The following is an 11250-nucleotide window of genomic DNA, read 5'->3' as shown; positions in this document are numbered from 1 at the left end:
GGAGACCAACATGCATCATCATCTCAACACCCTCTATCAGGGTCAGTCTCTGAGCCGTGAAAGTACCCGCGACGCCTTCGGCCAGGTGGTACGTGGCGAAGTGGATCCCATCGTGCTCGCCAGTCTCTTGACCGCCCTCAAGATCAAGGGGGAGACCCCGGAGGAGATCGCCGGCGCCGCCGAGGCCCTCTTGGCAGAAGCGCGCGACTTCCCACGTCCGGATTATGAGTTTTGCGATATCGTCGGCACCGGTGGCGATGGCCTCAACACCATCAACGTCTCCACCACCTCGGCGCTGGTCGCCGCCGCCTGCGGCCTGAAAGTGGCCAAGCACGGCAACCGCTCGGTCTCGAGCAAGTCGGGTTCAAGCGATCTGCTGGACAAGATGGGCATCAAGCTCGACATGAGCCCGGCGCAGGCGCGCCGCTGCCTGGATGAGCTCGGCATCTGCTTCCTGTTCGCCCCCCAGTACCACGCCGGCGTGCGCCACGCCATGCCGGTGCGCCAGGCCCTCAAGACCCGCACCCTGTTCAACGTGCTGGGGCCACTCATCAACCCCGCTCGCCCCACCTATCAGCTGATGGGGGTCTATGCCCCCGAGCTGGTGCGCCCCATCGCCGAAACCCTGCTGGCACTGGGGCTGAAAACCGGTATGGTGGTGCACGGCGCCGGGCTGGATGAAATTGCCATCCACGGCCCGACCCAGGTGGCCCAGATCCGTGACGGCGAGATCCGCGAATTTCTGCTCACCCCGGCTGACTTTGGTCTCGAGACCTATCCGGTCAGCGCCATTCAGGGCGGAGAGCCTGAAGAGAACCGCGCCATCACCGCCGCCATTCTGGAAGGGCGTGGCACCCCGGCCCACAACGCAGCCATCGCCGCCAACGTGGCACCGCTGCTGCTGATGGCGGGCAAGGCGAAGGATCTCAAGAGCGCGGCGGCCGAGGTGCTGGCGGTGCTGGCAAGCGGCAAGACGGCAGAGCTCGCCGCTCGTCTGGCCACTTTAAGCCATCAGGAAGCGGGCCATCAGGAGGCATGATGTCAGCCACCATGTCGCATAACAGTCATTCAGAACGCCCGCAGGGCAAGAGCCAGTTTCGCAAGGATAACGAGATGTCAGACCTTATTGCCCCCCATGCTTTTCTGAACATGGCCTCCATCAGCCAGACCATTCTCGGCAAAATCGTGGCGGCCAAACAGGAGTGGGTTGCCGCCCGCAAGCTGGCCCAGCCGCTGGAGAGCTTCGAGAGCGCTCTGACCCCAAGCGATCGGGATTTCGTCGGGGCGCTCAAGGCGGGCTCCACCCGCTTCATTCTGGAGTGCAAGAAGGCCTCCCCCTCCAAGGGCTTGATCCGCGACGATTTCAGCCCGGAGGCCATCGCCGACATCTATGGCAAATACGCCACTGCCATCTCGGTGCTGACCGACGAGAAGTTCTTTCAGGGGGATTTTGCTTATCTAAGCCGGGTGCGCAGTCGCGTCAGCCAGCCGGTGCTCTGCAAGGATTTCATGATTGACCCCTATCAGGTCTATCTGGCCCGCCACTATCAGGCGGACGCCATCCTGCTGATGCTCTCGGTGCTCACCGACGAGGGCTATCGCGCCCTGTTCGCAGTGGCCAAGGAGCTGGGCCTTGGCGTGCTCACCGAGGTGAGCAACGAGGAGGAGCTGACCCGCGCCATCGCGCTGGGGGCGCCGGTGATCGGCATCAACAACCGGGATCTGCGGGACTTGAGCGTGGATCTGAACCGCACCAAACAGCTGGCGGCCATCTTGTCACAAAAAGCCCCGGCCGATCAGGTGGTGATCAGCGAGTCCGGCATCAATCACCGCGCCCAAGTGGCGGATCTGCGCCACCACGCCAAGGGCTTTCTGGTGGGCTCATCCCTCATGGCCGAGCCGGATCTGGAGGCGGCTGTGCGCAAGCTCACTCTGGGCCAGAACAAGGTGTGTGGCCTGACCCGCGCCGAAGACGCCGCCGCCGCCCATCAGGCGGGCGCGGTATTTGGCGGCCTGATCTTCGTGGCCAAAAGCCCGCGTTATGTGGACATTCCCGCCGCCCGCGCCGTGATGGCGGGCGCGCCGCTCTCTTACGTCGGGGTATTTCGCAATGCCCAGCCCGCCACCATCGTCAAGACGGTGGAGGCGCTGGGACTCGCTGCGGTGCAGCTCCATGGCGATGAGGATGCAGCCTATATCGAGACGCTGCGCCCACTGCTGCCAGCAGGCTGCCAGATCTGGAAGGCAGTTGGAGTCACAAGTGGCGAACCGCTGCCCGCCCTCGACTATCCGGCCGATCGCCTGCTGCTGGATACGAAAGTCGGCAGCCAGAGCGGCGGCACTGGTCAGGCGTTCGACTGGACTCTGCTGGCCAATCTCGATAAAGCCAAGCTGATGCTGGCGGGCGGCCTTAATCCCGACAACGCCCTGCAAGCCGCGCAAGTGGGCTGCCTCGGCCTTGATTTCAACTCCGGGGTAGAGAGTGCCCCGGGCCAGAAGGATGCACACAAGCTGGCGGCGGCGTTTGCCGCCCTGCGCAACCTGTAAGCGCGCCCTGTGAGGCCACTACTGAATCACTGTTTCGTAATTGATGTTCCGTTTTCGACTCAAGGTATAAGGAAGAAACCATGACCCTGCTCAACCCGTTTTTTGGTGAATTTGGCGGCATGTACGTGCCCCAGATCCTCATCCCCGCCCTGCTCCAGCTGGAGAAGGCCTTCGTCGACGCCAAGGATGATCCGGCCTTTATCGCCGAGTTTCAGACCCTGCTGACCGAGTATGCCGGTCGCCCGACCCCGCTCACCCTGACTCGCAACCTGACCAAGGGCACCAAGACCCGCCTCTATCTGAAGCGTGAAGACCTGCTGCACGGCGGCGCCCACAAGACCAACCAGGTGCTGGGTCAGGCGCTGCTGGCCAAGCGGATGGGCAAGAAAGAGATCATCGCCGAGACCGGCGCCGGTCAGCATGGCGTGGCCACCGCGCTGGCCTGCGCCCTGCTCGGCCTCAAGTGCCGGGTCTATATGGGCGCCAAGGATTGCGAGCGCCAGAAGCCCAACGTCTTTCGCATGAAGCTGATGGGCGCCACGGTGATCCCGGTGCACTCAGGCTCCAGCACCCTGAAAGATGCCTGCAACGAGGCGCTGCGTGATTGGGCCGCCAACTACGAGTCGGCCCACTACCTGCTGGGCACCGCCGCCGGCCCACACCCCTTCCCCACTATCGTGCGGGAGTTCCAGAAGATGATCGGCGAAGAGGCCAAGGCCCAGTGCTTCGAGAAGGAAGAGCGCTTGCCCGATGCGGTGATCGCCTGCGTCGGCGGCGGCTCGAACGCCATCGGTATGTTTGCCGACTTTATCGATGAACCGTCGGTGCGTCTCATCGGTGTCGAGCCGGGTGGTCACGGCATCGAGAGCGGCGAGCACGGTGCGCCGCTCGGTCACGGCAGCAAGGGGGTCTTCTTTGGTATGCACTCCTACCTGATGCAGGACAATCAGGGCCAGATCCAGGAGTCCTACTCTGTTTCGGCAGGACTGGATTTCCCCTCCGTCGGCCCGCAGCACGCCCACCTGGCCGCCATCGGCCGCGCCGAGTACCCCTCGGTGACCGACAAGGAGGCGCTTGACGCCTTCCAGGAGCTGGCCAAATCCGAAGGCATCATACCGGCGCTGGAGTCCTCCCACGCACTGGCCCACGCCCTCAAGATGGCCCGCAGTGAACCGGAAAAAGAGCAGGTGCTCATCGTCAACCTCTCCGGCCGTGGCGACAAAGATATCTTCACCGTTGCCGATATTTTCGAGAAAGAAGGAACCTTGTCATGAACCGTTACGCACAACTCTTCTCCCGTCTGGATGAAGCCAATCAGGGCGCCTTTGTGCCGTTCGTGATGCTGGGTGACCCGACTCCCGAATTGTCGCTGGCCATCGTCGATGCGCTGGTCGCAGGGGGCGCCGATGCCCTCGAACTCGGCATTCCCTTCTCCGATCCGGTAGCGGACGGCCCCACCATTCAGGGCGCCGCCCTGCGCGCGTTTGCCAGCCACACCACCCCGGACGACTGTTTCGAGCTGCTCGGCCGCATCCGCGCCAAGTACCCGCAGCTGCCCATTGGCCTCTTGGTCTACGCCAATCTGGTCTATGTGCGCAAAATTGACGATTTCTACGAGAAGTGCCGGCAGGCGGGCGTGGATTCGGTGCTGGTGGCCGACGTGCCGGTGCAGATGTGCGAGCCCTACAAGGCGGCCGCCGACAAGTTCGGCATCGACAGCATCTTTATCGCGCCGCCCAATGGCGACGCCGGGACCCTGAAACAGGTGGCGGAGCTGGGCAATGGTTACACCTATCTGGTGAGCCGCGCCGGCGTCACCGGTGCCGAGACCAAGGCCGGCATGCCGGTGGAGGGGCTCATCAACACCCTGCGCGAGTTCAACGCCCCCCCTGCCTTGCTCGGCTTTGGCATCAGCGAACCGGCTCAGGTGCGTGAAGCCATCGCCGCCGGCGCCGCCGGTGCCATCTCCGGCTCCGCCGTGGTGAAGATCATCGAGACCCACCACCAGAACCCGGAGCATATGCTCACTCGTCTGAAAGAGTTTGTAGAAGGGATGAAGGCCGCGACCAATCGGTAAAGAGCGGCATTGACCAAATGCCATTGGCCATGTCTGCGAAAAGGGAGCCTGATAGGCTCCCTTTCTATTTCCTGCTTGTTGCCGCTCCCTGCGTCTTTGTCCCCTCTCCCCTTGGGAGAGGGGCAGGGTGAGGGAACCCATAATCCTCCGACGTTATCGAATCGTAGGTTCGAATGTAGGTTCGAATAGCGAAGCGTATTCGGACATTCGCGATCCGGGCGGAGTTAATCCGAACGCTCGAGCCGGCAGATATTCCTGATGGCATGGCTTTGCCACGCTGGATGCGAGGGCTCCGCCCTCGACGGGGTTTCGCCCGCCCTTCGGGCTGGGGCGAGTGACTTTTCTTTGCGTGGCCAAAGAAAAGTCACCAAAAGAAAGGCCACCCCCGCTTATTTGCCCGACTGACGTCGGGTACCTTCGGCTCATCCTCTTGTCCAACGGCACGCGCCGATGGGCCTTTGGCCTCCGCCATCCATGGCTTCGCCCAAAGCCCGCTTCGAACATCCGTGTTCTCGCGCCAAATCGGGTCGAGCGGTGCTCGCCCTTTCCCGATTTTGCCCATAGCCCAACGCCGCTCGCTCGGCGTCCTGCCTCGCGGCCTGGACAAGAGGACTCGCCTCAGCGAATAAGAGGGGGATCAAAACCGTGCCCGCCTGAGGCTACCGTGCAACAGTGAACAAGCCCCCCTCTCCCCTTGGGAGAGGGCTGGGGTGAGGGGAATTGTGCATCCCCAGCCAAGCTGGTTGTTCATACAGCGCACGCCTTAATGACTAATTTATTGATCCAACACAGATTCCCACCAAAACACGCTTCTCAACTCTCTCCCCTCGCCATTAAGATAGCCAAACGACAATCTCTCTCTCGGGAGCACACCATGGCTGCGATTGTTGCTATCTCGCAGGTTAACAGCAGCAAACTGGGGGCTGTCACTCAGGGGCGGTAGCGTGGTTTTTGCAGGTTGGTGCAGAGCGAAGCAAAGCCCAACAGGCGAGAATCATTGCGCCAACCAGAGCGGGATAAATATGGATGTGGCAGATCCGTAAAACAGATTGATAGATATATTTCGCGGTAAACGTTGGGCTTCACTTCGTTCAGCACCAACCTACGATTTTTAGGGAAGGTGCGAATAAGCGGGGAAATTCTTCTCGGCTGACTCAGTCATTTCATTTTTTCAGTTTGAGCCGATCTTTTCTCCCGTAAATGCCTTGAATCAGCCTATTTAGACCGTTTCTTCGCCATTTAAGGCGTTATTCCCAGTTTTTAGTGAGATCTCTCCCACTGACGTATCATTTGGTCCGCCCGAAACAGGTTGGCCAGCGTGAATAACATCGCCAGTTGGTTATCGTTTTTCAGCAACCCCTTGTATCTGGCTTTCACGAAGCCGAACTGTCGCTTGATGATGCGAAACGGGTGCTCCACCTTGGCCCGGATGCTGGCTTTCATGTATTCGATGTTGATGGCCGTTTTGTTCTTGCGTGGATGCTGTTTCAAGGTTCTTACCTTGCCGGGGCGCTCGGCGATCAGCCAGTCCACATCCACCTCGGCCAGCTCCTCGCGCTGTGGCGCCCCTTGGTAGCCGGCATCGGCTGAGACAAATTGCTCCTCTCCATGCAGCAGATTACCCAGCTGATTGAGGTCATGCTCGTTGGCCGCGGTGGTGACTAGGCTGTGGGTCAGGCCACTCTTGGCGTCGACACCAATGTGGGCCTTCATGCCAAAGTGCCACTGATTGCCTTTCTTGGTCTGATGCATCTCCGGATCGCGTTGCTGCTCTTTGTTCTTGGTCGAGCTGGGAGCCTCAATGATGGTGGCATCGACCAAGGTGCCTTGGGTCATCATGACGCCTGCTTCGGCCAGCCAGCGATTGATGGTCTTGAACAATTGGCGGGCCAGTTGATGCTGCTCCAGCAGGTGGCGGAAATTCATGATGGTGGTGCGGTCCGGCAAGGCGCTATCCAGGGATAACCGGGCAAACAGACGCATGGAGGCGATTTCGTACAGAGCATCTTCCATCGCGCCATCGCTCAGGTTGTACCAATGCTGCATGCAGTGAATGCGTAGCATGGTTTCCAGCGGATAAGGTCGCCGGCCATTACCAGCCTTGGGGTAAAACGGCTCGATGACTTCCACCATGTTTTGCCATGGCAGAATCTGCTCCATGCGGGACAAGAAAATCTCTTTTCTGGTCTGACGGCGCTTACTGCTGAATTCACTGTCGGCGAAGGTAAGTTGATGACTCATGATGAACCCTGTTCCATGGCTCCAGATGACAAACATGATCTCATATCAGGGACTTGTTCGCACCTTCCTTAGCCATCATTTACCTGACGATCTTGGGTCTCTGCATAATACATGCATTACGTGTATTGCTCCGACACCGGGATCAGGGTGCCTTGAGGGCATCAGCCCTACTCGCTCTCTGTGCCATACAGTGGCACAGTTATGGCTATCTTCATCACTTGGCCGCTAGTCTCAGCATCCCCTAGCCCCCCTGCTCCACACCCGCCATCCCATCAACACCAGCATCAATACAACCCCCGGCAGCCAGACCCAGTAGAGCTCGGAGAGGATCACCGCTTCGCCCCGGGCGGTGAGATAGGCCTCCAGCTTGAAGGGGGCGACCCGGATCACCTGCCAGGGGGCGAAGAAACGCTCGTCACGCCACGGCCAGAGCCAGCCAACCCCCTTGCCGCCGGTGGTGAGGGAATCGAGCAGGCTGTGGGAGAGCAGGGAGACCAGCAGAAACGACCAGACGGTGGCGGCGCTGGCCCGAAATTGGCGCTGAAACAGCATGGCCAGGGTGGGCAAGGCAAAGGCAAACAGCAGGGAGTGGGTAAAACCGCGGTGGCCAAAGACATGGCCATAGGCAACCCCCAGTTTGAAGGCGAGCACATCGGCATCGGGCAGCATGGCGATGGCAACCCCCGCCAGCAGCAGGCGCGGCGGAATGATCCGGCTGCCAAGCCCGAGTCCAAGGCAGAGAGGAACGGCAGCGTGAGTGACCATGGTGGGCATAGAATAAAGCTCCAAATGAAGACGTAAGCCTACCCTACCCCCGCTCGGTGAAGTGAAGGTGAAGTGCAATGCGGCTCTGCACACAACATCCTCCCGGCCCCTCTATCATCTCCCAGACCCTCCCTAACCACCTTTTCTGTTCTAAAAGGTGAACACTTCTACACTTTTTTATCGAAAACAACGCTGAGACTATAAAAAGTGCACCATCGTACACTTTTTGTTGCTGTTTGCTCTTACCATGAGCTAAGGTGTAACAACCTACACTTTTTCCGTGATCATGATGACAGATACACCGTTGCCAACCGGCACGAAAGAACTGGATCCCGCCTCGCTGGGACTGGCGATACGGGAGAGACGCAAAGCAGCCAAGATGACCCAAGAGGTGACGGCCTCACTGTGCGGCATCTCCAAGAAAACCCTGATCAAGATTGAAAAAGGGGGGGATGTCTACCTCTCGACCCTGCTGCAGGTGATGAAGGCGCTGGGACTGAGGTTGCAACTGGTGCAAGAAGCGGGATCACAGGTAATGAGCAGCTACAGCCAACCAGAGGTCGGTGATGATGAATGGTTCTGAGCACCATCGGCTGGAACTTCGGCTGGGTAATCAGCTGATTGGCCATCTCGAATATGACTCCAACCGGGATTCGTTTCAGCTCGGCTATCTGCCAGAGTGGCAAGCGCGCGGATTCCCACTCTCACCGCCACTGGCGTTGGATGGCTCGGCCAGCAGCGCTCAGATCCGGGCGTATCTCGGCAACTTACTGCCAGAAAATCGCGGGCTGGATCATCTGATTGAGGTACTCTCCGTTTCGCGCAGCAATCTCTTTGCCCTAATCCACGGTATCGGCCGCGATGTATCCGGGGCTGTCACCTTCACCCTACCCGCAGAGCCCGACATTCCCACCCGGTTTCGCCCCATCACACCAGAGGAGTTGATGCTGCGCCTCGATCAACCCGAGATTTGGCCGCTGGAAGTCTGGGATGGCCGCCCCCGACTCTCGGTTGCGGGTGTGCAGGCCAAACTCAACCTGCTGCGACTCGAGGGGAGGCTAGGATTTGGCGAAGGTGAACTCTGTTCAACCCACCTCCTCAAGTTCGAGCATCACCCTCATCTAGTGATCAATGAATTTGTAACCATGCAGCTGGCCGCACAGCTTAGCATGCCGGTGGCGCGGGTCGAACTGCATACTGTGGGTCAGGGTGAGAAGTCCCACAGAAGCTTGCTGGTGGAACGGTTCGACCGTCGTCTTGATGAGGATGGCATGAGGGTCCGCCGTCGCCACATGATCGATGCCTGTCAGGGGCTGGGGTTCCCCGTCGCCCGAAAATATGAACGCAACTTCGGTGATGGTCGGGACGTGGCCCATATTCGGGAAGGGGTGAGCCTGCCACGGCTGTTCAGCCTTAGCGCTCTCTGCGTCAATCCAGCGCAGGCCAGACTGGACATGCTGCAATGGCTGCTCTTCAACCTCTGCGTCAACAATCACGATGCCCACGGCAAGAACTACAGCTTCTTCGTATCAAAAGCAGGGCTGACGCCCACCCCTTGGTACGATCTGGTCAATGTGGGGCTTTACCCCGAGTTCAACCAGCATCTGGCCATGGCCATAGGCGACGAATTTGCTCCCGAGGCGATCAACGCATGGCAGTTGCTGGAAATGGCCGAGGCATGTGACCTACCCGAACGCCTGCTGCAACAGACCTTGCAGAAGATAGCCAGCGACATCCTCCACCATTTGGATGCCGCTATAGCCATGGTCGAGACAGACCATCCCGCCGAGCTGGATTATCTAGCACGCTATAAAGATGACGTTAAGCGCCGTTGCCACCATTTTCAGGAGCAGGCGGGGCTGTTGCCCGAACTGCAGCTATAGCCAAACCTTGTCCACCCCCATGGGACGTAACCCAGCCTTGAGCCCATGACGGGCATTGCCTACAATGGCCCACTTTTTATCACACTCAGGTAAATAAAATGAGCGACAACAAACCGGCCCTGCCCGACCGTCTGGCGGCCAACCCGCGCAGCCCGCACCATGTGGCGGAGTGCTTCCAGCACGAGATCGGCATTCGCGTGAACGGCAAGGAGCGCACCAATGTCGAGGAGTACTGCATCAGCGAAGGCTGGGTGAAGATCCCCTCCCCCAAGGCCAAGGATCGCTATGGCAACCCCATGCTGATCACCGTCAAAGGCACCGTCGAGGCTTTCTACGCCTAAGCCGCCCTGACCGCGCGCCCCGTCGGGCCCGCCGCCATGCTGCTCAGAACACCGGCCTTGTGCCGGTGTTCTGCTTTGGGCCTTTCATCTTGACGCCTGTGGCGGGCAAGGAGTGTCGCAGCGGGCGCCGCCCCCACTTGCATCGGGGCGGCGTCTCGGCAATCCTTGCCGCCCCTTGAACTGGCAAGATCTCATCCATGAACAAGCTGTTTGTCCTGCTGGCGCTGTTGACCCTGAGCACAGCGGCCCACGCCGATATCCTTATCAATCCGCAGATCGTGGTGAACGGCCAAAGCCAGGGTGGCGGGCGTATCCACATCTGTACCCTGACCCCCTTCAACAGCGTCTATGCCGATGCGGGGCGCAGCGAATGGCTGGCGCGCCAGAAGGTGAGCCGCCGCTGCCAGCAGGGCCAGGGCAACAACAGCCTGTTCTGCGAGGCGGCCAAGGCGAGCTGCCTGACAACCCGATTGGACGAAGGGGACGACGCCAGCCCCCTGCTGGTGTTTGACGGTGCCCATCAGAGCGGCGACTCCCTGCGCATCGACCGGGATATTGCGGATCTCGGCCGCTACGGCTTTGCCAACCGCATCTCCTCCTTCACCGTGCCAGCTGGCTGGGTGGTGCGTTTCTTCGAGGAGACCGATTTTCGCGGTGGCTACTACACCCGCAAGGGCGGCGAGCAGGAGGCGACCGACTTCAACAATCGCATCCGCTCGGTGCGGATCCTGAGCCGCTAGCACCCTGCCCCATCACCTCTTCGCCATAAAAAAACCTCTGCCCGGGCAGAGGTTTTTGCTTTTCGATGCTTACTGCCAGTTGGGGTCGGCCTCAACCTGCTTCATCAGGGCGGCCTGCATCCCCTTGTCCGGCTGGCCGAGCCAGGTGTAGCGGGCGAACTTGGACGGGGTTTCGCGAGCGGCGTCGCTATCCGGCAGGTCGATCAGCACGCCCCACACCCGCTTGGCCTTGGCATCCACCAACAGCTGCATGTAGTGGCTGGCGCAGTCGTGGGGTTTGCAGACCGAACCGCTCTGATACGGGGTGCCAGCCACGGCTTCGAGCGGGGAGCTGGTGCCATTGCCGCTGCGCACCCACTTGGGCAGGTTCTTGATGCCCTGAGTCGCCTTGGCCCAGGGGGCCTTGAAGTCCGCCGACAACAGCAGATCAGAGGTATAGGTGGCGGCGGCAAACGCCGGCGCGGCGCCGGCCAGCAGCAGGGAGAGCGCCAATGCGCGTGAGAGACGGGTCATGGTGTGATTCCTTGTTATATGAATGCCTGAACGGGCACGGACTGGCCGCGCGCCATCACGCTACCGCCTGCGCCCGCCCCTGTCGAGCCCACGCCGTGCCGAGGCGTCAGTGGTTGGCGCCAGATGGACGACACCCCGCCGCG

11 protein-coding genes are annotated in these 11250 nt (G+C 60.4%); 8 read left to right on the top strand and 3 right to left on the bottom strand.

All coding sequences use genetic code 11. The annotated features are described in order from the left end of the window. Positions 1 to 10 precede the first annotated feature (10 nt). From trpD to trpA, 4 genes are all read left to right on the top strand, one after another. On the top strand, positions 11 to 1039 hold the full coding sequence (gene trpD, locus C2U40_RS06165; protein ID WP_010633416.1) for an anthranilate phosphoribosyltransferase: 1029 nt from the start codon (positions 11 to 13) through the stop codon (positions 1037 to 1039). Then, positions 1039 to 2547: a bifunctional indole-3-glycerol-phosphate synthase TrpC/phosphoribosylanthranilate isomerase TrpF gene (gene trpCF / locus C2U40_RS06160; RefSeq protein ID WP_162498628.1), complete on the top strand. Its 1509-nt coding sequence runs from the start codon at positions 1039 to 1041 to the stop codon at positions 2545 to 2547. The genes trpD and trpCF overlap by 1 nt, the downstream gene beginning before the upstream one ends. 80 nt (positions 2548 to 2627) lie before the next feature. Next, the gene (gene trpB / locus C2U40_RS06155) at positions 2628 to 3821 is read left to right on the top strand and encodes a tryptophan synthase subunit beta (RefSeq protein ID WP_017780792.1); all 1194 of its coding nucleotides are present in this window, start codon (positions 2628 to 2630) and stop codon (positions 3819 to 3821) included. Continuing rightward, positions 3818 to 4624: a tryptophan synthase subunit alpha gene (gene trpA / locus C2U40_RS06150; protein WP_103828741.1), complete on the top strand. Its 807-nt coding sequence runs from the start codon at positions 3818 to 3820 to the stop codon at positions 4622 to 4624. The genes trpB and trpA overlap by 4 nt, the downstream gene beginning before the upstream one ends. 1260 nt (positions 4625 to 5884) lie before the next feature. Here the strand turns inward: trpA and C2U40_RS06140 are convergent. Further along, on the bottom strand, positions 5885 to 6865 hold the full coding sequence (locus C2U40_RS06140; protein ID WP_000019402.1) for an IS5-like element IS5 family transposase: 981 nt from the start codon (positions 6863 to 6865) through the stop codon (positions 5885 to 5887). A gap of 231 nt (positions 6866 to 7096) precedes the next feature. Then, positions 7097 to 7639 (bottom strand): metal-dependent hydrolase, encoded by a 543-nt coding sequence (locus C2U40_RS06125; protein ID WP_043169781.1) that lies wholly within the window; start codon positions 7637 to 7639, stop codon positions 7097 to 7099. Positions 7640 to 8009: 370 nt separating this feature from the next. Here C2U40_RS06125 and C2U40_RS06120 point away from each other — a divergent pair, with 370 nt between their 5' ends. The 4 genes from C2U40_RS06120 (at position 8010) to C2U40_RS06105 (ending at position 10594) form a co-directional block, all read left to right on the top strand. After that, positions 8010 to 8213 (top strand): helix-turn-helix domain-containing protein, encoded by a 204-nt coding sequence (locus C2U40_RS06120; protein ID WP_230599148.1) that lies wholly within the window; start codon positions 8010 to 8012, stop codon positions 8211 to 8213. Beyond that, positions 8197 to 9513, top strand: a complete 1317-nt coding sequence (locus C2U40_RS06115) for a HipA domain-containing protein (RefSeq protein ID WP_103828447.1) — start codon at positions 8197 to 8199, stop codon at positions 9511 to 9513. The genes C2U40_RS06120 and C2U40_RS06115 overlap by 17 nt, the downstream gene beginning before the upstream one ends. Positions 9514 to 9611: 98 nt before the next feature. Next, positions 9612 to 9854 carry a DUF3297 family protein gene (locus C2U40_RS06110; RefSeq protein ID WP_005302916.1) on the top strand — a complete coding sequence of 81 codons (243 nt, stop codon included), beginning with the start codon at positions 9612 to 9614 and terminating at the stop codon, positions 9852 to 9854. Between the two features lie 197 nt (positions 9855 to 10051). After that, entirely contained in the window at positions 10052 to 10594 is a 543-nt protein-coding gene (locus tag C2U40_RS06105) for a beta/gamma crystallin-related protein (RefSeq protein WP_043169783.1), read from the top strand. A gap of 69 nt (positions 10595 to 10663) precedes the next feature. Here the strand turns inward: C2U40_RS06105 and C2U40_RS06100 are convergent, their stop codons facing one another. Continuing rightward, complete coding sequence (locus C2U40_RS06100; RefSeq protein WP_043159737.1) at positions 10664 to 11107, bottom strand: inhibitor of vertebrate lysozyme family protein; 444 nt, start codon at positions 11105 to 11107, stop codon at positions 10664 to 10666. Between the last annotated feature and the right edge of the window lie 143 nt (positions 11108 to 11250).

This window comes from Aeromonas sp. ASNIH4, assembly GCF_002934425.1.
Classification (GTDB): Bacteria; Pseudomonadota; Gammaproteobacteria; order Enterobacterales; family Aeromonadaceae; genus Aeromonas; species Aeromonas hydrophila.
This window is presented reverse-complemented; position numbering and strand designations above follow the sequence as displayed.

Excerpts from the sequence above, each read along its gene's own strand:
- trpD (WP_010633416.1), top strand. The coding sequence starts at position 11 with ATGCATCATCATCTCAACACCCTCTATCAGGGTCAGTCTCTGAGCCGT.
- trpCF (WP_162498628.1), top strand. The coding sequence starts at position 1,039 with ATGTCAGCCACCATGTCGCATAACAGTCATTCAGAACGCCCGCAGGGC.
- trpB (WP_017780792.1), top strand. The coding sequence starts at position 2,628 with ATGACCCTGCTCAACCCGTTTTTTGGTGAATTTGGCGGCATGTACGTG.
- trpA (WP_103828741.1), top strand. The coding sequence starts at position 3,818 with ATGAACCGTTACGCACAACTCTTCTCCCGTCTGGATGAAGCCAATCAG.
- C2U40_RS06140 (WP_000019402.1), bottom strand. The coding sequence starts at position 6,865 with ATGAGTCATCAACTTACCTTCGCCGACAGTGAATTCAGCAGTAAGCGC.
- C2U40_RS06125 (WP_043169781.1), bottom strand. The coding sequence starts at position 7,639 with ATGCCCACCATGGTCACTCACGCTGCCGTTCCTCTCTGCCTTGGACTC.
- C2U40_RS06120 (WP_230599148.1), top strand. The coding sequence starts at position 8,010 with ATGACCCAAGAGGTGACGGCCTCACTGTGCGGCATCTCCAAGAAAACC.
- C2U40_RS06115 (WP_103828447.1), top strand. The coding sequence starts at position 8,197 with ATGATGAATGGTTCTGAGCACCATCGGCTGGAACTTCGGCTGGGTAAT.
- C2U40_RS06110 (WP_005302916.1), top strand. The coding sequence starts at position 9,612 with ATGAGCGACAACAAACCGGCCCTGCCCGACCGTCTGGCGGCCAACCCG.
- C2U40_RS06105 (WP_043169783.1), top strand. The coding sequence starts at position 10,052 with ATGAACAAGCTGTTTGTCCTGCTGGCGCTGTTGACCCTGAGCACAGCG.
- C2U40_RS06100 (WP_043159737.1), bottom strand. The coding sequence starts at position 11,107 with ATGACCCGTCTCTCACGCGCATTGGCGCTCTCCCTGCTGCTGGCCGGC.